15 protein-coding genes and 3 tRNA genes are annotated in these 20562 nt (G+C 65.5%); all 18 read right to left on the reverse strand.

Going from position 1 to position 20562, the window contains the following annotated elements; translation table 11 throughout:
- Positions 1-3: 3 nt before the first annotated feature.
- A complete protein-coding gene (nuoH, locus tag APM_RS05715; RefSeq protein ID WP_007422408.1) occupies positions 4-1020 on the reverse strand; it encodes an NADH-quinone oxidoreductase subunit NuoH in 1017 nt (338 codons plus the stop codon).
- A 5-nt stretch (positions 1021-1025) separates the two neighbouring features.
- Positions 1026-3086 carry an NADH-quinone oxidoreductase subunit NuoG gene (gene nuoG, locus APM_RS05720; RefSeq protein WP_007422409.1) on the reverse strand — a complete coding sequence of 687 codons (2061 nt, stop codon included), beginning with the start codon at positions 3084-3086 and terminating at the stop codon, positions 1026-1028.
- Positions 3087-3153: 67 nt separating this feature from the next.
- Positions 3154-4449: an NADH-quinone oxidoreductase subunit NuoF gene (nuoF, locus tag APM_RS05725; RefSeq protein WP_007422410.1), complete on the reverse strand. Its 1296-nt coding sequence runs from the start codon at positions 4447-4449 to the stop codon at positions 3154-3156.
- A gap of 1 nt (position 4450) precedes the next feature.
- Positions 4451-5062 carry an NAD(P)H-dependent oxidoreductase subunit E gene (locus APM_RS05730; protein WP_007422411.1) on the reverse strand — a complete coding sequence of 204 codons (612 nt, stop codon included), beginning with the start codon at positions 5060-5062 and terminating at the stop codon, positions 4451-4453.
- A 3-nt stretch (positions 5063-5065) separates the two neighbouring features.
- Complete coding sequence (locus APM_RS05735) at positions 5066-6286, reverse strand: NADH-quinone oxidoreductase subunit D (RefSeq protein ID WP_007422412.1); 1221 nt, start codon at positions 6284-6286, stop codon at positions 5066-5068.
- Positions 6283-6924 (reverse strand): NADH-quinone oxidoreductase subunit C, encoded by a 642-nt coding sequence (locus tag APM_RS05740; protein ID WP_007422413.1) that lies wholly within the window; start codon positions 6922-6924, stop codon positions 6283-6285. The genes APM_RS05735 and APM_RS05740 overlap by 4 nt, the downstream gene beginning before the upstream one ends.
- Positions 6917-7477 carry an NADH-quinone oxidoreductase subunit B family protein gene (locus tag APM_RS05745; protein WP_007422414.1) on the reverse strand — a complete coding sequence of 187 codons (561 nt, stop codon included), beginning with the start codon at positions 7475-7477 and terminating at the stop codon, positions 6917-6919. Before APM_RS05745 ends, APM_RS05740 begins: the two co-directional genes overlap by 8 nt.
- A 75-nt stretch (positions 7478-7552) precedes the next feature.
- Positions 7553-7918 (reverse strand): NADH-quinone oxidoreductase subunit A, encoded by a 366-nt coding sequence (locus APM_RS05750; RefSeq protein ID WP_007422415.1) that lies wholly within the window; start codon positions 7916-7918, stop codon positions 7553-7555.
- Between the two features lie 184 nt (positions 7919-8102).
- Positions 8103-8179 (reverse strand) — tRNA-Asp (locus tag APM_RS05755).
- A 325-nt stretch (positions 8180-8504) separates the two neighbouring features.
- Positions 8505-8576 (reverse strand) — tRNA-Val (locus APM_RS05760).
- A gap of 78 nt (positions 8577-8654) precedes the next feature.
- Positions 8655-8918: an HU family DNA-binding protein gene (locus APM_RS05765; protein ID WP_007422416.1), complete on the reverse strand. Its 264-nt coding sequence runs from the start codon at positions 8916-8918 to the stop codon at positions 8655-8657.
- Between the two features lie 193 nt (positions 8919-9111).
- Entirely contained in the window at positions 9112-11553 is a 2442-nt protein-coding gene (gene lon, locus APM_RS05770; protein WP_007422417.1) for an endopeptidase La, read from the reverse strand.
- A 135-nt stretch (positions 11554-11688) separates the two neighbouring features.
- Positions 11689-12945, reverse strand: coding sequence for an ATP-dependent Clp protease ATP-binding subunit ClpX (clpX, locus tag APM_RS05775; protein WP_011941871.1), 1257 nt, complete (start codon positions 12943-12945; stop codon positions 11689-11691).
- Positions 12946-13089: 144 nt separating this feature from the next.
- Positions 13090-13719 (reverse strand): ATP-dependent Clp endopeptidase proteolytic subunit ClpP, encoded by a 630-nt coding sequence (gene clpP / locus APM_RS05780; RefSeq protein ID WP_007422419.1) that lies wholly within the window; start codon positions 13717-13719, stop codon positions 13090-13092.
- A 157-nt stretch (positions 13720-13876) separates the two neighbouring features.
- Positions 13877-15199 (reverse strand): trigger factor, encoded by a 1323-nt coding sequence (tig, locus tag APM_RS05785; protein WP_007422420.1) that lies wholly within the window; start codon positions 15197-15199, stop codon positions 13877-13879.
- Between the two features lie 67 nt (positions 15200-15266).
- A tRNA-Leu gene (locus APM_RS05790) sits at positions 15267-15348 on the reverse strand.
- 117 nt (positions 15349-15465) lie between these two features.
- Positions 15466-17430, reverse strand: coding sequence for an autotransporter domain-containing protein (locus tag APM_RS05795; protein ID WP_241763113.1), 1965 nt, complete (start codon positions 17428-17430; stop codon positions 15466-15468).
- A gap of 176 nt (positions 17431-17606) precedes the next feature.
- Entirely contained in the window at positions 17607-20423 is a 2817-nt protein-coding gene (locus APM_RS05800) for a [protein-PII] uridylyltransferase (RefSeq protein ID WP_007422422.1), read from the reverse strand.
- Between the last annotated feature and the right edge of the window lie 139 nt (positions 20424-20562).

Below are 20562 nucleotides of genomic sequence, written 5' to 3' on the forward strand. Positions count from 1 at the left end.
CGGTCACGCATGCGGCAACCAGCCGAAAATTTCGAGAACGCTCGCCGTCAGCACCAGCCAGCCGAGCGAAAACGGCAGGAACACCTTCCAGCCAAGTTGCATCAGCTGGTCGTATCGGAAGCGCGGCAGCGTCGCGCGCACCCAGAGGAAAACGAACAGGCACAGCATGACCTTGAGCAGGAACCAGACCGGTCCGGGGATCCAGGTGAACGGCGCGATCGGGATCGGCGAGAGCCAGCCGCCGAGGAAGAGGATGGTCGTCATCCCACTCATCAGGATCATGTTCGCGTATTCGCCGAGGAAGAACAGCGCGAAGCTCATCGCGCTGTATTCGACGAAGAACCCGGCGACGATCTCGCTCTCGCCTTCCGGCAGGTCGAACGGCGCGCGGTTCGTCTCGGCGAGGCCCGAGATGAAGAACACTACCAGCATCGGCAGCAGCGGGATCGCGAACCAGATATGCCGCTGCGCCGTCACGATGTCGTTCAGGTTGAGACTGCCGACGCAGACGAGCACCGAGAGGATGACGATGCCGATCGAGACCTCGTAGCTCACCATCTGCGCCGCGCTGCGCATGGCGCCGAGAAAGGCGAATTTCGAGTTGCTCGCCCAGCCCGCGATGATCACGCCATAGACGCCGAGCGAGGAAATCGCGAACAGGTAGAGCAGTCCGACATTGATGTCCGCGATCCCCCAGTGGTCGTTCACCGGAATCACCGCCCAGGCGATGATCGCGAGCCCGAAGGTGATCATCGGCGCGAACAGGAACAGCATCCGGTTGGCGCCGTCCGGAATGATGGTCTCCTTGAACAGCATCTTGATCGCGTCCGCGAAGGGCTGCCACAGCCCGAACGGGCCGACCACGTTCGGTCCCTTGCGCAGTTGCATGGCCGCCAGCACCTTGCGCTCCGCATAGGTGAGATACGCGACACCGATCAGCAGCGGCACCAGCAGCGCCAGCGTGCGCAGCAGGGTGAGAACGAGAATGCCGAAATCCGTCGAGAAGAAACCCGCCTCCATCGCGCTCACTCCGCCGCCATCTGGCGCGGGAGGATGATTTCCTCGATGCATTTCGCCATGGTCGGGCTCGCGCGGCTGATTGGATCGGTCTGGTAATAGGTCGCGAAGGCGCGGCCGAACGGCGCGTCGCTCACGGCGGCGGCATCGCCGCGCGGCGCCTCGCCCCCGACATGGCCGATGCGGCGCAGCGCGCCCGTCTCGCCGAAGACCGGATTGGCCTCGACCATGCGCGTGCGCAACGTGTCGAGATCGTCATAGGGCAGCGCCTGGCCGAGTGCGGCACTCGCCGCGCGCAGGATCGCCCAGTCCTCCCGCGCCTCGCCGGGCGGGAAAATCGCCCGCAGCGCGCGCTGCACCCTGCCCTCCGTATTCACATAGGTGCCGGATTTCTCGGTATAGGCTGCACCGGGAAGAATCACGTCGGCCCGCGCCGCACCGCGGTCGCCATGGTGACCCTGGTAGATCACGAACGTGTCCGCACCAATCTGCGAGACGTCGAATTCATCCGCGCCGAGCAGCCACAGCACATCCACGCCGCCGCCCATCATGCCGGCGATGTCCTTGCCGTTCTCCCCCGGCAGGAACCCGAGTTCGAGCGCGCCCATCCGCGCCGCCGCGTTGTGCAGCACGTTGAACCCGTGCCAGTCGGCGGTCAGCATGCCGGTCTGAAGCGCGATCTGCCAGCAGCAAGCGAGCACCGCCTTGGCATCCGGCCGCGCGAAGGCCTGCGGGCCCACGATCAGCATCGGCCGTTTCGCCGCCGCCAGCCGCTTCGTGAAGTGATGCTCCGGATCGAGCAGCGCCTTCAGCGCATCGCCACCCTCGCCGAGATGTTCATGCTCATAGGTCAGGTCGGCCGGCGCGCCGACCAGTCCGGCGAAGAAACCGGGTGTCTCGACCCAGCGGCGCCGCAGCCGTGCGTTCAGGACCGGCGCTTCCTGTCGCGGATTGGCGCCGACGATCAGCAGCGCGTCGGCCTCGTCGATTCCCTCGATCGTCGTGTTGAAGCGGTGGAATTCCCGGCTCGACACATCGAACACCGCGCCATCCTGCCGGCAGTCAAGATTGGTGGAGCCGAGCGCCCCCATCAGGTCCTTCAGCGCCATCATGCTCTCCGCATCGCAGAGATTGCCGGCAATCGCGCCGATCCGGCTGCCGTCGATTCCTCTGATCCGGCCGGCGATGGCGGCAAGCGCCTCGTCCCAGCTCGCCGGGCGCAGCTTGCTCGCCTCACGCAACCAGGGCCTGTCGAGCCGGCGGCGCTTCAGCCCGTCGATCGAGAAACGGCCCTTGTCGGCGAGCCATTCCTCGTTCACCGCGTCGTTCAGCCGGGGCAGGACGCGCAGCACCTCGCTGCCGCGCGCATCGATGCGGATATTGGTGCCGACCGCGTCGAACACGTCGATGCTGTCGGTCTTGCGCAACTCCCAGGTGCGGGCGGTGAACGCATAGGGCTTCGAGGTCAGCGCGCCGACCGGGCAGAGATCGATGATATTGCCCGATAACTCGGACGACAGGCCGCGCTCGACATAGTTGGTGATTTCCATGTGCTCGCCGCGCTGCACCGCGCCGAGTTCCGGCACGCCGGCGACCTCGGCCATGAAGCGGACGCAGCGGGTGCAGTGAATGCAGCGCGTCATCACCGTCTTGACGAGCGGGCCGAGATACTTGTCGGTCACCGCCCGCTTGTTGCCGTCGTAACGGGTATGGTCGCGCCCATAGCCCATCGCCTCGTCCTGCAGGTCGCACTCGCCGCCCTGATCACAGATCGGGCAGTCGAGCGGATGGTTGATGAGCAGGAACTCCATCACCCCACGCCGCGCCTCGCGGACCTTCTCGCTGTCGGTATGGATGACCATGCCCTCGCCCACCGGCTGCCCGCAGGAGGCGACCGGCTTCGGCATCTTCTCGACTTCCACGAGGCACATGCGGCAGTTGCCGGCGATCGACAGCCGCTCATGGTAGCAGAAGCGAGGGATTTCCTTGCCCGCTTCCTCGCAGGCCTGCAGCACCGTGTATCCGTTCGGAACCTCGATCTCGAGTCCGTCCACCGTCACTTTCGGCATCAGATCCGCACCCCGCTCGTGGCGCGCGCGGCGCCGTCCATCGTCTCGTGCCGCATCGTCCCCTCCGTCATTCCGCCGCGAGGCGCGATGCCGTGCGCGCCTTGTAATCGGCGATCCGCTGCTCGACCACTGGCCGGAAATGCCGCAGCAGACCCTGGATCGGCCAGGCCGCCGCGTCGCCGAGCGGGCAGATCGTATGGCCTTCCACCTGTTTCGTGACCTGTTCCAGCAGGTCGATATCGGCGATTTCCGCCCGCCCCTCGACCAGGCGATACATCATCCGCATCATCCAGCCGGTGCCCTCGCGGCAGGGCGTGCACTGGCCGCAACTCTCATGCTTGTAGAACGCCGCGAGCCGCGCGATCGCCCGGATCAGGTCGGTCGACTTGTCCATCACGATCACCGCCGCGGTGCCGAGGCCGGTGCGCTGCTCGCGCAGGCTGTCGTAATCCATCAGCACCGTGTCGCAGACCGATTTCGGAATCATGTGCACCGACGATCCGCCGGGTATCACCGCCTGCAGGTTGTCCCACCCGCCCCGCACGCCGCCGGCATGCTTCTCGATCAACTCGCGCAGCGGAATGCCGAGTTCCTCTTCCACATTGCACGGCCTGTTCACATGGCCGGAAATGCAGAAGATCTTGGTGCCGGAATTCTTCGGCCGGCCGAGCGCGGAAAACCAGGCCGCCCCTCGCCGCATGATGGTCGCGACCCCTGCAATGGTCTCGACATTGTTCACAGTGGTCGGGCAGCCATAGAGGCCGAGCGCCGCCGGAAAGGGCGGCTTCATGCGCGGCAGGCCCTTCTTGCCCTCGATGCTCTCGATCAGCGCCGATTCCTCGCCGCAGATATAGGCGCCCGCCCCGCGATGCACGGTGATGTCAAAGGCCCAGCCCGACCCGCAAGCATCGTCACCGAGCAATCCGGCTTCGCGCGCCTCGTCAACGGCGGCCTGCAAATTCTTGTATTCATTGTAGTATTCGCCACGGACATAGATGAACGCCCGGTGCGCGCCCATGGCGAATCCGGCGATCAGCGCGCCTTCCACCAGCTTGTGCGGTTCGTGGCGCAGGATGTCGCGGTCCTTGCACGTGCCGGGTTCGCTCTCATCGGCGTTGATGACGAGATAGCTCGGCCGTCCATCTGTCTCCTTCGGCATGAAGGACCATTTCATCCCGGTCGGGAAGCCGGCGCCGCCGCGGCCGCGCAGGCCCGAGGACTTGATTTCCTCGATGATCGCATCCCGCCCGCGGGCGAGGATGTCCTTCGTGCCGTCCCAGTCGCCGCGCGCCCGGGCACCGGCGAGGCGCCAGTCATGCAGGCCGTAGAGATTGGTATAGATCCGGTCGCGATCGCTCAGCATCTCATTCCGCTCCGCTCACGGGCTTGGTGCCCCCGACGCCGAACAGCGTGGTCGGTCCGCCTTCCGGCGCCGAGGCCTGCCGCCCGATCGTCGAGCCCGCCGGCGGCACGTCGCCGGCGCGCAACCGCTCCAGCAGCGCCTCGGTGCGCGGCCCGTCGAGATCCTCGTAGACGTCGTCATTCACCTGCACCACCGGCGCGTTCACGCAGCACCCGAGGCACTCGACCTCCTCGATGCTGAACGTCTCGCCATCCGCCTCGGCGGCCTTGCGGCAGGCCGACATCACCTCATCCGACCCGCGCAGCCAACACGGCGTCGTGGTGCAGACCTGGAGATGGAATTTTCCCACCGGCTTGGTGTGGAACATCGTGTAGAATGTGGCGACTTCATAGACCCGCATCGGCGGCATCGAGAGGCGCGCCGCAATCACGTCCATCGCCGTGCGCGGCACCCAGGCATGTCCCGTCTGCCGCGCCATCTGCCGCTGGGCGAGATCGAGCAGCGGCATTACCGCACTTGCCTGCCTGCCCTCGGGATATTTCGCGATGATCGAGGGGATCAGCGCCTCGCTCGTCTCATCGAAGCTGAAAGCCGGTTCCGTCATGTCGTTCATCTTTCAGCGATCCACTTCCCCGAACACGATGTCGATCGAGCCGAGCACGGCGATCGCATCGGCGAGGAGATGGCCTTTCGACATCAGATTCATCGCCTGCAGGTGGGAAAATCCGGTCGCGCGGATCTTGCACCGATAGGGCCGGTTGCTGCCATCGGCAACGAGATAGACCCCGAATTCCCCCTTCGGCGCTTCCACAGCGGTGTAGGTCGTGCCGGCTGGCACATGATAGCCCTCGGTATAGAGCTTGAAGTGATGGATCAGCGCTTCCATCGAGCGCTTCATCTCGGCGCGTTTCGGCGGCGTGATCTTGTGGTCCTGCACCTTGATCGGCCCTTCCGGCATCGCCTTCAGCGCCTGACGGATGATCTTCAGGCTCTCGGCCATCTCGCGGATCCGCACGAGATATCGGTCGAACGAATCGCCGTGCCGGCCGACGGGAATGTCGAAATCCACCTCGTCGTACTTGTCGTAGGGTTGCGCGCGCCGCAGGTCCCAGGCAATCCCCGAGGCGCGCAGATTGGGACCCGAGAACCCCATCGCCAGCGCGTCCTCCGCCGAAATCACCCCAATATCGACGAGGCGCTGGCGGAAAATCCGGTTCTCGTTCAGCAGGCTCTGCAGATCGTCGAGGAATTTCGGAAACTTCTCGCTCCATTCCCAGATCTGCTCGGCAAGACCCGTCGGCATGTCCTTCGAAACCCCGCCGGGACGGAAATAGTTCGCATGGAAGCGCGCGCCCGATACCGCCTCGTGAAAGGTCAGCAGTTTCTCCCGCTCCTCATAGCCCCAAAGGCTTGGAGACTGTGCGCCGATGTCCAGCGCCAAGTGAACGGCGTTCAGCAAATGATTGAGAATACGGGTAATCTCGGCAAACAGCACGCGGATCCACTGCGCCCGTTCCGGCACCTTCACGCCGAGCAGCCGCTCGGTCGCGAGGGCGAAGGCGTGCTCGCAGCACATCGGGCTGACGTAATCGAGCCGGTCGAAATACGGCACCGCCTGGAGGTATGACTTGTATTCGATCAGCTTCTCTGTGCCGCGATGCAGCAGGCCGATATGCGGATCGGCGCGCGTCACCGTCTCGCCCTCAAGCTCCAAGATCAGGCGCAGCACGCCATGCGTCGCCGGGTGCTGCGGGCCGACATTGACCGTATGACGGTCGTTGATGTCGATCACACGGCGCTCGGTCTGCTGTGTGCCGTTCTGCATCCCGCCGCTCATGCGTCAGACCCTCCGCGGGTGGCCTTCTCGTCGCCGGGGAGCGTGGTCATCGCCTCCCAGGGCGAGAGGAAATCGAAATTGCGGAATTCCTGCGTCAACGCGACCTTGTCGTAGACCACGCGCTTCTGCTCCTCGTCGTACCGGAGTTCGACATGGCCGGTCAGCGGGAAATCCTTGCGCATCGGATGCCCCTCGAAACCGTTATCGGTGAGAATCCGCCGGTGATCGACCAGCCCGTCGAAGCTCACGCCGAACAGGTCGAACACTTCGCGCTCCCACCAGGTCACCCCGGGCCAGATGTCGCTGACGCTCGGCACCGGCGCGGTCTCGTCCGTGGTGACGATCACGCGCAACCGGTCGTTTCGGGTCACGGACAGAAGGTTATAGACCACGTCGAACCGCTCGGCCCGCTCCGGCCAGTCGACGCCGCAGACATCCATGCACTGTTCGAAGGCGAATTGCGGGTTGTCGCGCAGAGTGCGCATCACCGCCGCCAGCGCAGCGCGGTCGACGGCAATGATCCGCTCATCGCGTTCCAGCACGACATCAGTGACGCCGTCGATGGCGCGCAGCAGGTCGCCGAACGGGTCGGCCGGGGCCTCGGGTGCGGGCGCTTCGGTCTGGTTGTCTTCACTCACGGAAAATGGTCCCCGTCCGGCGGATCTTCTTCTGCAACTGGGTGATGCCATAGACCAGCGCCTCCGCCGTGGGAGGACAGCCCGGCACGTAGATGTCCACCGGCACGATCCGGTCGCACCCCCGCACCACGGAGTAAGAGTAGTGATAGTACCCGCCGCCATTCGCGCAGCTTCCCATGGAGATGACCCAGCGCGGCTCGGGCATCTGGTCGTAGACCTTGCGCAGTGCCGGCGCCATCTTGTTGGTCAGCGTGCCGGCGACAATCATCACATCGCTCTGCCGCGGGGAGTTCCGGGGGATGATACCAAATCGGTCGAGATCCCAGCGCGGCATGTAGGCGTGGATCATCTCGACGGCACAGCACGCAAGGCCGAACGTCATCGGCCAGAGGCTGCCGGTTCGCGCCCAGTTCACCAGGCGGTCGAGATTGGCGACCACGAACCCCTTGCCGGCGATCTCGCCGGTAATGCCGCGAATGACCGCTTCCTGTTCGGCGCCGGGGTCCAGATGATCGCGATTCCAGGCAATGTCGGGTTGCTGCACGGCGTTCATGTCATGCCTTCCGCTTGGGCCACTTGCGGCCGGTTTGTCACTCGTTTCGTCCGGGTCGGGCGCCGGTGGTCCGGGCTACTCCCAGTCGAGCGCGCCCTTGCGCCATTCATAGATAAATCCGACGACCAGAATTGCCAGAAACCCCATCATCGACCAGAACCCCAACGCCCCGATTCGTGAAAGGCTCACCGCCCAGGGAAACAGGAACGCGATCTCGACGTCGAAAATGATGAAAAGGATCGCAACGAGATAATAGCGCACATCGAACTTGCGCCTCGCGTCGCTGAACGGTGCGAAACCGCATTCATAGGCGCTGAGCTTTTCGCCATAGGGATTTTGCCGTGCGACGACGAGCGATCCGATGATGAACGCCGCGCCGAGCAGAGCTGCGATACCGATGAACACCAGGATGGGGAAGTAGACCGACAGATCCGACTGCATCGCGATTGCCCCCGTTACGCATCAGTGTTGTCCACCTGGCGGCAGACCGTCCGCCCTGCTCTCGGCGTGCCAGACGATACGACTAAATCGCCGGAGACCCCATGCGGGTCCGGACGATAAAGAGCGCATCCTCTCATGTTCTTCCATGACTGATGGCACTGGATATCTGTGTCGATCAGCGCAATGGCGCGAGTGACGGGGCTCGAACCCGCGACCTCCGGCGTGACAGGCCGGCGCTCTAACCAACTGAGCTACACCCGCGTTGTGGGCACCTCCCTATAGCGGCGGCCGGGATGCGTCAAGCACCCGGATCGCGCGCATCGGAAGATCGCCCGCCCATGGGCGTGTGGCGGCGCAAAAATCCCACCCGCCGGCGATGGCAACACGATGGCCGGATTGAGGCAAAACCTGTCCTGCGCGGCTTCCCGTCGACGTCTGCCCAAGGCTGCACGCGGCGGCGGAAGAAAAATTCCGCTCCGGCAGGTATTTACGCGATTCTGCTATGCGTCTGGATTAAGTCGACCGGCGGCACCGGGATCGAATCGGCGCGACCGATTCGCGTTCTTCGCGGAAGTCGCGGAACCAATGGGCGGTGACGGGATCGAACCGCCGACCCTCTCGGTGTAAACGAGACGCTCTACCTCTGAGCTAACCGCCCGGAATCCGCAGGCTGGTCCGGCATACCGGCAGACCTGCGGTCATCCAATCGGGCCGGATAATCCGGCCCGCATCAGCTTCAGTTCACGGCATCCTTGAGGCTCTTGCCCGGCTTGAACCGGACCGAGGTCGAGGCCGCGATCTGGATTTCCTCGCCGGTGCGCGGGTTGCGGCCGGTTGCCGCCTTGCGCTCGGCCGTGCCGAACGTGCCGAAACCGACCAGGCGCACCTCTTCCTTGCGCTTCAGAGCCTCCTCGATGGCGGCGAACACCGCATCCACTACCTCGGTGGCCTTGGCTTTCGAAAGGTCGGTCTTCTCCGCAACGTCTGCGACGAGATCCATTTTGTTCACGGGTCAGTCTCCCAGTTGGTGAAAACGGAATTAAAAACGGCCGGAACCATCCGAATCGGGTTCCATCCGGGCAATCCGTCAGGCGCCGCACACTAAAGGGGCCGGTTTCCTCCCGTCAACGAAGACAAGCGGAAAACCGGCCCCGAAACATCAATTCATGCCACGACGATGACGGCGAGGCACCTTAATGCGGCAGAACGGCGCCCGCCGCCTCATCCGCCGGGCGGGCGGCGACCGGTTCCACCGGCTCCTCCCACTCGATCGGCTCGGGTTTGCGCACCAGCGCCTCGGCGATCACCTCGTCGACATGCGAGACCGGAATGATCTTGAGCGATTTCTTCACGTTCTCGGGAATCTCCGCGAGATCCTTCTGGTTGTCCTTCGGGATCAGCACGGTGGTGATGCCGGCCCTGAGCGCGGCCAGCAGCTTCTCCTTGAGCCCACCGATCGGCAGCACCCGGCCGCGCAGCGTGATTTCGCCGGTCATGGCGATATCCTTGCGCACCGGGATTCCGGTGAGCACCGAGACGATGGAGGTCGCCATTGCGATGCCCGCCGAGGGACCGTCCTTCGGCGTCGCGCCTTCGGGCACGTGGACGTGAATGTCCCGCTTCTCGAAGATCGGCGGCTTGATGCCGAAACTGATCGCCCGCGAGCGGATGTAGGAAATCGCCGCCGAGACGCTCTCCTGCATGACGTCGCCGAGCTTGCCGGTCTGCTTCACATTGCCCTTGCCGGGCAGCAGCACGCTCTCGATGGTCAGGATCTCGCCGCCCACCTCGGTCCACGCCAGGCCGGTGACGACGCCGACCATATCCTCCGCCTCGGTCTCGCCGAAGCGGAACCGCGGCACGCCGGCGAACTTCTCGATGTTCTTCTTGGTGATCGCGACCTTGGTCACCTTCTTCGTGACGATTTCCTTCACCGCCTTGCGGGCGAGGTTGGCGATCTCGCGCTCGAGGTTACGCACCCCGGCCTCACGGGTATAGGTGCGGATCAGCTCGCGAACCGCATCGTCCGAAACGCTCCACTCGCCGTCCTTGAGCCCGTGCGCCTCGGCCTGCTTGCCGATCAGGTGCCGCTTCGCGATCTCGATCTTTTCGTCCTCGGTGTAGCCGGGGATGCGAATGATCTCCATGCGGTCAAGCAGCGGCTGCGGCATCCGCAGCGAGTTCGCGGTCGTCACGAACATCACGTCCGACAGGTCGTAATCGACCTCGAGGTAATGATCGTTGAACGTGCCGTTCTGCTCGGGGTCCAGCACTTCGAGCAGGGCCGAGGTCGGATCGCCCCGCCAGTCAGCACCGAGCTTGTCGATCTCGTCGAGCAGGAACAGCGGGTTCGACGTCTTCGCCTTCTTCATGCCCTGGATGATCTTGCCGGGCATCGAGCCGATATAGGTCCGGCGATGGCCGCGGATTTCAGCCTCGTCGCGCATTCCGCCGAGCGACATCCGCACGAAATTGCGTCCCGTCGCCTTGGCGATCGACTTGCCGAGCGAGGTCTTGCCCACGCCGGGCGGACCGACGAGGCAGAGGATCGGCCCCTTGAGCTTCGGGCTACGCGACTGCACGGCCAGATACTCGATGATCCGCTCCTTGACCTTGTCGAGGCCATAATGGTCGGCGTCGAGCACGCGTTCGGCCTCGATCACGTCGTTCTTGATCTTGGCGCGCTTCTTCCAGGGAATGCCGAGCAGCCAGTCGAGATAGTTGCGCACCACCGTCGCCTCGGCACTCATCGGGCTCATCGTCCTGAGCTTCTTGAGCTCGGCCATGGCCTTGTCGCGCGCTTCCTTGGAGAGCTTGGTGGTGCGGATCTTCTCCTCGAGTTCCGCGGTCTCGTCCTTGCCTTCCTCGCCCTCGCCCAACTCCTTCTGAATCGCCTTGAGCTGCTCGTTCAGGTAGTATTCGCGCTGCGTCTTCTCCATCTGCCGCTTCACGCGGTTGCGGATGCGCTTTTCCACCTGCAGCACGCCGATTTCGGCTTCCATGTGCGCGAAGACGCGCTCCAGCCGCTCGGTGACGGATCCTGTTTCCAGCAATTCCTGCTTGTCGGCGATCTTCAGGCCGAGATGGCTGGCGATCGTATCGGCAAGCTTCGACGGGTCGTCGATCTGGTTGATCGAAACGAGAACTTCCGGTGCGATCTTCTTGTTGAGCTTGATATACTGCTCGAACTGCGACACAACCCCGCGGGCCAGACCCTCGAGTTCCTTGCCCCCGGTCACGATCTCGTCCAGCGGCTGAGCCGTCACCTCGAAATGACTGTCCACCTCGTGGAACTTCGTGATTCGGGCCCGGCGCACGCCTTCGACCAGCACCTTCACCGTTCCGTCCGGTAGCCTGAGCAGTTGCAGCACGGTCGAAATCGTGCCGACATCATAGATATCGTTGGCGGACGGGTCGTCCTGCTGCGCGTTCTTCTGGGCCACCAGCAGGATCTGCTTGTCGTCCTTCATCACCCCTTCGAGGGCGCGAACCGACTTCTCGCGGCCGACGAAGAGCGGCACGATCATGTGCGGAAACACGACGATATCGCGCAGCGGCAGCACCGCCAGCGTCTCGCCGTCCTGCGGCACCGCGACAAGGGCGGTTTTGGGTTTCTTCGGGTCGGTCTCTGACATCAGACTACCTTTCGATAAGCGGCGCGCCCTGCCCGAAAGCGGCACAGGGCGCGGTGCCGGGCTATCCGGCCACGTTCGGTATATTGGGCGGCCCCCGGTGCGCCGCAATCCCGCGGCACGACCGGGCCGGCTCCCTCAGGAGCCGGTTTCAGCGCGTTCCTTGCCATGCAGGAAAAGCGGATTTGCCCGCCCCTCGGCTACTTCGCCGTTGATCACGACCTCTTCGACCGAGTCGAGGCCCGGGAGGTCGAACATCGTCTCGAGCAGGATGTTTTCCATGATCGACCGCAGGCCACGCGCCCCGGTCTTGCGCTGGATCGCACGGGCGGCGACCACTTTCAGCGCGTCTTCGGTGAAGTTGAGCTTCACGCCCTCCATTTCGAAAAGGCGGCCGTATTGCTTGACAAGCGCGTTCTTCGGCTTGGTGAGGATCTCGATCAGCGCCGCCTCGTCGAGGTCCTCGAGCGTCGCAACGACGGGCAGACGGCCAATGAATTCGGGGATCAGGCCGAACTTCAGCAGATCCTCGGGCTCGACTTCGCGCAGGATCGCGCCGGTGCGCTGCTCCGTCGGGTCGCGCACATCGGCGCCGAAGCCGATTCCCGACCCCTTGCCACGCTGTGCGATGATCTTCTCCAGCCCGGCGAAGGCGCCGCCGCAGATGAAGAGGATGTTGGTGGTATCAACCTGGAGGAACTCCTGTTGCGGATGCTTCCGCCCGCCCTGCGGCGGCACCGAGGCCACCGTCCCTTCCATGATCTTGAGCAGCGCCTGCTGCACGCCCTCGCCGGATACGTCGCGCGTGATCGAGGGGTTGTCGGACTTGCGGCTGATCTTGTCGACCTCGTCGATATAGACGATGCCGCGCTGCGCCCGCTCGACATTGTAATCCGCGGCCTGCAGCAGCTTGAGGATGATGTTCTCGACATCCTCGCCAACATATCCCGCCTCGGTCAGGGTCGTCGCGTCCGCCATGGTGAACGGCACGTCGAGAATCCGGGCCAGCGTCTGGGCGAGCAGCGTCTTGCCCGAGCCGGTGGGCCCGACCAGCATGATGTTCGACTTCGCGATCTCGATGTCGTTGTTCTTCTGCGCGTGCGCCAGCCGCTTGTAGTGGTTGTGCACGGCAACACTGAGAATCCGCTTGGCGTGATCCTGCCCGATCACGTAATCGTCCAGCACCTTGCAGATTTCGCGGGGCGTCGGCACGCCGTCGCGCGTTTTCACGAGGTGCGTCCGGTTATCCTCGCGAATGATGTCCATGCAGAGTTCGACGCATTCATTGCAGATGAATACCGTCGGCCCCGCGATCAGCTTGACCACTTCGTGCTGCGACTTGCCGCAAAACGAGCAATACAGGGTGTTCTTCGAGTCTCCGGACTTCGTGCTCATCTATGCTCCAGCCGCGCCGCCGGAGGCGGCGGCGCATCAATCAGGGGACCGAGATTAAACCCCATGTCCCGCCGGCACAAGCATTACCGTCATTGCGCCGGATTCCCGGGTCGGCTTCCGGGGAACGCGGCGCCAGACCCTGCCTTACTTCGAGTCCTTGGCCGGCTTCTTTTCCACAACCTCGTCGACCAGGCCGAATTCCTGCGCCTCGTTGGCCGACATGAAGCGGTCGCGCTCCAGCGCCTGCTCGATCGCCTCGAGCGACTGGCCGGTATGAGTAACATAGATATCGTTCAGCCGCCGCCGCAAGGTCAGGATCTCGCGGGCCTGGATTTCGATGTCCGAAGCCTGGCCCTGCGCCCCGCCCGAGGGCTGGTGCACCATGATCCGTGAATTCGGCAGGGCGAAGCGCTTGCCCTTCTCGCCGGCGGCGAGCAGCAGGCTGCCCATCGAGGCCGCCTGGCCGATGCAGACGGTCGAGACCGGCGACTTGATGTATTGCATCGTGTCGTAGATCGCGAGGCCGGCGGAGACGACGCCACCGGGGCTGTTGATGTAGAAGGCGATCTCCTTCGACGGGTTCTCGCTTTCGAGGAACAGCAGCTGGGCCGCGATCAGCGAGCCGACCTGGTCATAGACCGGGCCGGTAAGGAAGATGATCCGCTCCTTCAGCAAGCGCGAAAAGATGTCATAGGAGCGCTCGCCCCGCGCGGTCTGCTCGACCACCATGGGCACGAGGCTGTTCATGTAGATCTCGGTGGGATCGCGATCCATCGGCATCTGTCTCCAAGTCGGGGCCGGACGCACCGCACCCGCATGAAATCGTGTCCTGTCGGGCGCGGCCGCCGCCGAATCACGGCCGGCGCCGCGCCCACAGACGTCTAAGATGAGCCGGGAACAGGGCGGCGTCCACCCCCGGGTGAAAAAGAGATCAGTCGTCGGTGTCGGCGAACAGGGCCTCGGCCGAAACCTCCTCGTCGGTCACGGTCGCGAGTTCCAGCGCGTAGTCGACAACCTTGTCCTCGAAGATCGGCCCGCGCAGCCGGTCCAGCGCGCGCGGGTTCTTCTGGTAGAACTCCATGATCATCTTTTCCTGGCCGGGGAACTGCTGCATCTCGGCGATCATTGCGCGGCGCATGTCCTGCTCGGTGATCTGCACGTTGTTCGTGCGGCCGATCTCGGCCACCAGCAGGCCCAGCCGCACACGGCGTTCCGCGATCGCGCGGTAGTCGGCGCGCAGCGTCTCCTCGTCCTTGCCGGCGTCCTCCTCATCGAGGCGGCCAGCCTGCTTCTCGGCCTCGACCTGCCGCCAGATCTCGGCGAACTCGGCGTCGACCAGCGAGGCCGGCGCCGGGAAATCGGCCTGCTCGGCCAGTTTGTCGAGCAGCGCGCGCTTGACCTTCAGCCGCGAGGCGCCGGCGCGGGACTGTTCCAGCCGGTCGGCGAAGAACTTGCGGAACTCGGCGAGGTTCTCGAAGCCGTTGGCCTCGGCGAACGCGTCGTCGATCACCGGCGCCACGCGCCGCTTCAGCGCCTTGGCGGTGATGTCGAACGTCGCTTCCTTCCCGGCCAGCTCGGCAGCGTGGTACTGCTCGGGGAAGGTCACGGTGATCACCTTCGTCTCGCCGGCCTTCATGCCCTCCATCTGCTCGGCGAAGCCGGGAATGAAGCCCGAGCCGCCCAGCTCGATATCGGTGTCGGTGCCGGCACCGCCCTCGAACGGCACGCCATCGCGCTTGCCGAGGAAATCGACGGTGAGGATATCGCCGGTTGCCGCCGGGCGGTCTTCCGTGACCACCTCGGTCTCGGCGCGCTGCTCGGCGAAGCGCGCGATCGCCTCGTCGATCTCCGCCTCGGTCACCGGCGCCTTCGGCCGGGTCAGGCTGATCGCCTTCAGGTCCGGAATCGTCACCTCCGGCAGCACTTCGAGCTCGACGGTGAATTCGAGGTCGGAATCGGGTTCGGCACGGACGACCTCGACCTTCGGCTGCACCGCCGGGCGCAGGCTGCGGTCATTGATCATCCGTTCGGTCGCCTCGTTCACCGAAGCTTCCATCACCTCGGCGGCCACCGCGTCGCCGAAGCGCTTGCGCACCATCGACAGCGGCACCTTGCCCGGGCGGAACCCCGGCATCTGCATCGTCTTCGACAGCTCGGCGAGGCGCTTCTCGCGCTTCTCGCTCAGATCGCTGCCCGGCACGACGACGGTAAAGCCGCGCTTCAGCCCCTCGGTGAGGGTTTCGGTAACCTGCATGTCCAAACCAATCCTTACGTTACGCCATTTCCCACGCGCCGTGCGGGCACGGCAGATCGACCCCGTCTGCGGGCGGAGGGACTTGAACCCCCATGGCTCGCGCCACCAGAACCTAAATCTGGCGTGTCTACCAGTTCCACCACGCCCGCCCGAACCGGACCAGCAGGCCAAGCGCGTTCAATTCCGCGCATGGCCGGTCGGCGCGGACTAGCGCGCTTTGCCGTCCGCGACAAGCGAGGACGGCAAACTGCGTGCGCGCCCGTTGCTCAGAAGCGCCAGCGCAGCCCGGCGCTGACCATCCGCTGCTCGCCGGCGCGGCGCGCGAAGGTCGTCGCAAGGTCGACCGTTGCCGAAAGCCTGCCGGCGAGCCGCGCCGTGACACCGGCATCGGCCACGCCCCACATCGTCGACAGCTGCGGATAGGTCGTGGTCAGGCCGACCAGCGGCTCGTCGGTGAAGACGCTGGCGAACTGCCCCGGCGCACCGGCGATCGAGGCCTGCATGCCGATCGAGCCATGCGGCCGAATCGCGACACCGCCCAGCCTGACCCGCGCCGAAGCCGCAAGCCCGGCGCCGAACAGCACGCGCCCGAAATCCTGGCCGCCGACCGCCATGGTCAACGCCGGGTCGCCCTGCTCGGTATACGGGTCGACATGCGCTTCGGTCGCATCCAGCCCCACTGTCGGGCCGAACGCTACGACACCGCGATGCAGCACATAGCCCGCCTGTATTGTGGCGCCGAGCGTATGGCCGCGGGGCGAGGCGGTGATCGGCGCCAGCACGCCCGGCCGGCTGATCCGGCCGAACCGGTCGAGGCCGTAATCGAGCTGGGCGTCGAGATAGAGGTGGCGGCTATGCGCGGCGAGATAGGCGGCAAACTGGTAGGCATCGGCATCCAGGCGCTCGCCCCCGTTCACCGTCGCGCTTTCCCGCGCATATCCGAACGCGAGGCCGGCGGCGAGATGGCGGGTGAAGCGGTAATCCGCGCCGGCGGTCACCGTGCCGATCTGGTCATGGAAGCCGAGGCTGCCCGGCGCCGCCGCCCGCGCGCCGAACCCGTAGCCGCCGGCCACGAAAACCGACAGAGCGTGCCCATTGCCCGGCATCTCCATCGGCCCGGTATCGCCCGCCGCCGTATCGGCCAGCATCGGCCCGCCGGCGAGATCGACTGTCAGCCCCCCGGCGCCGTGGCGCAGCGCGTCCATCCTCGCGCCAATCGTCTGCGCGAAGGCCGCGGCGCCGGCATCGAGCAGCCGTGCCGGCACGGACAGCGACTGGAACCCGTTCAGCGCGCTCGCGACATATTCGGCGATCACCTGGTGCCCGTGCGTGGTCGGGTGCACGTTCCACCAGAGATACTGGTTCTGCACCGAGGCCGGCGCATAGGCGCAGGCGGAACTTGCCGAGGCGAAGCAGGCGTCGGTCACGTTGGTGAAGCCATAGGCTGCGGGATTGGCGCTGATCTCGGAGAAGATCTGCTGCTGGTTGATCAGCAGGATATTGATCCCCAATGCCCCGTGTAGCTGCGCGGCCAGGGTCGAGAGCCCCGCATTATGCGCGGCGATGATCTGATCTCCCAGCGCCACGAGTTGCGGCGTGCCGTTCACTGTCGGCACATCGCCGAATGGCACGAGGTTCTGCAGCACGATCTGCCGCGCGCCAAGTGCGGCTACCTGCTCGATCGCCTGCCCGGTCTGGGTGAGCACGGTGCTCACGTTCTGGCTGACGATCTGCTGCGCATTCGCCGGGTCCGCCCCGACCAGCTTCTCGGTCGCGAAATAATTGTTTCCGCCGATCCAGATCCCCACCACGTCGGCCGGCGCAAAATGCCCGCCCGATGCAGCGAAGCCCTGGATTTCCTGCAATTCGTTGGGTAATCCGGGCAGCAATGTCACCGGAAAATTGACGAGATTGTTGTAGGTCACACCATTGACCACAAGCGGCCCGGCAAAGGCGCCGCCCACCGCATAGTCGTTGGAGGGCTTGAAATTCAGCCCGGTCAGCCCGGGCAGGTATTCCGCCCAGACCGGCCCGTTCGAGAACCGGAAGCCGACATAGGGCGGCCCCGGATAGGGAACGCCGGTCAGCCGCGGAATGTTGCCATTATCGCTCAGGCTGTCGCCGAACACGTAAAGACTGCCCGGCGCCTGCGCCCTCGCCGGCGCCAGCCCGATGAACCCGGCCGCGAGCGCGCCTATCGCCAGTCTCCGAACGCATGTCTCGAATGTCATTTCGCTCCCCATTGTTCATCCCGCATCCGGCTCATTCAGGCCGGTTTCGACAGGATATTTCCCAATAGGGAGTATCTATGCCGCAGACGAAACAACCCGGTCAAACAAAAATCTCGTGTGCGAGGCTTTCGTGAGCCAGATAATTCCGTCGCGGATAAAGTGGCTGAGGCTGCCGTTCAGGACGCGGCGGTCACCTCGTGCGGCCGCCCGGCCAGCGCCTCGATCAGCGCGCTGCGAAGCTGCGCGAGCTTGCGCTCGTTCTGCACCTTCAGGCCGAACACATCCTTCACGTAGAACACGTCGACGGCGCGCACCCCGTAGGTGGTGATATGCGCCGAGGCGATCTGCAGCCCCTGCGAGGTGATGGCGGCGGTGACGTCGTGCAGCAGGCCCGGCCGGTCGCGGCCGTTCACTTCAATAACGGTGTGCCGGTTCGAGGCGCTGTTGTCGACGACGACGCGCGGCGGCACGTGGATCGCCCGCATCCGCCCGCCGACGACGCTGTTCGCCGCCTTCTCGATCTCGGTCGCCAGCCGCAGCCGGCCCGAGAGCACCTGTTCGATCACGGCGGAAATCTTCGCCAGCCGGTGCGGCGCCTCGAGCGAACCGCCGCCGGCGTCCTGGATCCAGAACGTGTCGAGCGCCATGCCATCGGTCAGCGTGTGGATCCGCGCATCGACGATCGTCGCCCCGGCGACCGCGAGGGCACCGGCGATGCGGCTGAACAGCCCCGCATGGTCGGCGGTATAGACCACGACCTCGGTGACCGACCGCGCCGGCAGCGGCTCGGCGGCGACGGTCAGCGGCACGTCGCGATGGCGGGCATCGCGGATCATCCGCCCGTGGCGGGCGATGCTTTCGGGGTCGAAGCCGAGCCAGTAGCCCGGATACCCCATGTTGAGGAATTCCTCGCGGTCGGCGTCCGGCCAGTCGGCGAGCAGCTCCGCGACCATCTGCTTGACGCGGGCAACGCGGACATCGCGCTCGGTGGTCGCAAGCCCGCCCTCCAGCACCTCGGCGACGCGGGCATAGATCTCGCGCAGCAGCGTCGCCTTCCAGCCGTTCCACACCTTGGGCGAGACGGCGCGGATGTCCGACACCGTCAGGATCAGCAGCAGCCGCAGCCGCTCGGGCGACTGCACGACGTCGGCGAGGTCGAGGATCGTTTTCGGATCGTCGATGTCGCGTGAAAACGCCGTCTGGCTGAGCAGCAGATGATGCAGCACCAGCCAGGAGACCATCTCGGTCTCCTCCGGTTCGAGTCCGAGCGCGGGGCCGATGGTCAGCGCCAGTTCCGCGCCGATCTCCGAATGGTCGCCCCCCCTGCCCTTCGCGATGTCATGCAGAAGCAGCGCGACATAGAGCGCCCGGCGCGACTGCACGTGATGCGCCAATCCGCTGGCCACCGGCACGATTTCCGAAAGCTCGCCGCGCTCGATCGCATTCAGCACCCCGATCGCGTGGATCGTGTGCATGTCGACCGTGTAGACATGATAGGAATCGAACTGCATCTGGCCGACGATCCGCCGCCAGTCGGGCAGGTAGCGCCCCAGCGCGCCGGTTTCGTTGAGGATCGCGAGCCATTGCGCGCCGTCCTGCCGCGGATCGTCGTTGCCGCAGAGCAGGTCGAGAAACAGCGAGGCCGCCTGCGGATCCGTGCGCAACTCCGCGGTGCGCCGCGCGCCGCGGATCATCGCGCGGAGCGCGAGCGGATGCAGTTTCAGCCCCCGGTCGCGCGCCACCTGGAGGATGCGCAGCAACTGGATCGGCTCGGCCATCGGTTCGCGGCCGGCGACGAACAGGATCTTGCCGTCCGCCAGCACGAAACCGGCGTCCAGCAGCGCCGCGTCGGTCGCCGGCGCGATCGCGGGCGGTCCGAGCGCCGCGCGCACCACGGCGGGTTCGAGAACGCCGGTCACCCGCGCGACCTCGCGCACCACCAGGAAGTAGTGGCGCATGAACCGCTCGACGCCATCCTGCCGCCCATGCCGCGTATAACCCATGCGCGCGCCGATCACCGGCTGCAGGTCGAAGGTCAGCCGCTCCTCGGCGCGGCCGGCGACATAGTGCAGGTGAAAGCGCACGGTCCAGAGATAGTCCCAGGCCCGCTTGCAGGCGCGCGCCTCGGTGGCGCTGAGAATGCCGCCGCCGGGCGCGCCGGGGCCGACCAGCTCGGTCATCGCGAAGGTGCCGAACACGTAGCGGGCGAGCCAGTACAGCGTCTGCAGGTCGCGCAGCCCGCCCTTGCCCTCCTTGATGTTGGGCTCGACCATGAACGGCGTGTCGCCGAAGCGCTTGTGGCGGGCGGCGCGTTCGGCCTGCTTCGCGGCGATGTAGCCGGCCGGGCTGCCGGCGGCGCAATCCTGCCGGAAGGCCTGCTGGAAATGCGCGAACAACGGCCGGTCGCCGGCGATGCAGCGTGCATCGAGCAGCGAGGTGCGGATCGTGCTGTCACCCTGCGCCTCGGTCAGGCAATCGGCGGTCGAGCGCGTGGCGTGGCCCACCTTCAGCCCGAGGTCCCAGAGGAAATACAGGATGAACTCCACAGCCCGCTGGATCCGCGCCGAGGGTTCGTTGTCGGTGAGGAACAGCAGGTCGATATCGCTGAACGGCGCGAGCGTGGCGCGGCCATAGCCGCCGGTCGCCGCGACGGCGAGCCGGTCGCCGGGCTCCACCGGCAGCAGGTCGATCGAATAGCCGATCAGCGCCGCGATGAACTCGTCCATCAGGCCCGAGAGCAGGCGCGCGGCAGCGAGGCCAGACATGTCGCCGCGTTCGAACCGGGTCTGCACATGGGTCTGCAGCCGCGCCAGCTGGCGGCGGAAGATGCCGAGCGCCGTCTCCCGCGGCGGCGGCGCGCCGCGCGGCAAAAGGCGCGCCAGCTCGGCGCCGATATCGGGGCGGCCGATCACCGCCTCCTTCGGCGGTGGCGGGATCACGGCTGCCGGCATGGCGGGCGGAACGTCGCGCGGCGGCTGGGTGGTGTTCGACATGTTACTGCTTCTCTACCGCGCCATCCGCCCTGTCGCCAAGGAACTTTCGCCGCCACGCATAAATCAGCTCCAGCGCCGCGCGCGGCGAAAGCTGGTCCGGATCGGCCTCCGCGAGCGCCGCATGCCAGCCATCCGCCGC

This window comes from Acidiphilium sp. PM (assembly GCF_000219295.1).
Lineage (GTDB): Bacteria > Pseudomonadota > Alphaproteobacteria > Acetobacterales > Acetobacteraceae > Acidiphilium > Acidiphilium multivorum.

What these genes read in the sequence shown, in the direction of transcription:
- nuoH (WP_007422408.1), bottom strand. Translation starts at nt 1,020, where the DNA reads ATGGAGGCGGGTTTCTTCTCGACGGATTTCGGCATTCTCGTTCTCACC.
- nuoG (WP_007422409.1), bottom strand. Translation starts at nt 3,086, where the DNA reads ATGCCGAAAGTGACGGTGGACGGACTCGAGATCGAGGTTCCGAACGGA.
- nuoF (WP_007422410.1), bottom strand. Translation starts at nt 4,449, where the DNA reads ATGCTGAGCGATCGCGACCGGATCTATACCAATCTCTACGGCCTGCAT.
- APM_RS05730 (WP_007422411.1), bottom strand. Translation starts at nt 5,062, where the DNA reads ATGAACGACATGACGGAACCGGCTTTCAGCTTCGATGAGACGAGCGAG.
- APM_RS05735 (WP_007422412.1), bottom strand. Translation starts at nt 6,286, where the DNA reads ATGAGCGGCGGGATGCAGAACGGCACACAGCAGACCGAGCGCCGTGTG.
- APM_RS05745 (WP_007422414.1), bottom strand. Translation starts at nt 7,477, where the DNA reads ATGAACGCCGTGCAGCAACCCGACATTGCCTGGAATCGCGATCATCTG.
- APM_RS05750 (WP_007422415.1), bottom strand. Translation starts at nt 7,918, where the DNA reads ATGCAGTCGGATCTGTCGGTCTACTTCCCCATCCTGGTGTTCATCGGT.
- APM_RS05765 (WP_007422416.1), bottom strand. Translation starts at nt 8,918, where the DNA reads ATGGATCTCGTCGCAGACGTTGCGGAGAAGACCGACCTTTCGAAAGCC.
- lon (WP_007422417.1), bottom strand. Translation starts at nt 11,553, where the DNA reads ATGTCAGAGACCGACCCGAAGAAACCCAAAACCGCCCTTGTCGCGGTG.
- clpX (WP_011941871.1), bottom strand. Translation starts at nt 12,945, where the DNA reads ATGAGCACGAAGTCCGGAGACTCGAAGAACACCCTGTATTGCTCGTTT.
- clpP (WP_007422419.1), bottom strand. Translation starts at nt 13,719, where the DNA reads ATGGATCGCGATCCCACCGAGATCTACATGAACAGCCTCGTGCCCATG.
- tig (WP_007422420.1), bottom strand. Translation starts at nt 15,199, where the DNA reads ATGCAGGTTACCGAAACCCTCACCGAGGGGCTGAAGCGCGGCTTTACC.
- APM_RS05795 (WP_241763113.1), bottom strand. Translation starts at nt 17,430, where the DNA reads ATGACATTCGAGACATGCGTTCGGAGACTGGCGATAGGCGCGCTCGCG.
- APM_RS05800 (WP_007422422.1), bottom strand. Translation starts at nt 20,423, where the DNA reads ATGTCGAACACCACCCAGCCGCCGCGCGACGTTCCGCCCGCCATGCCG.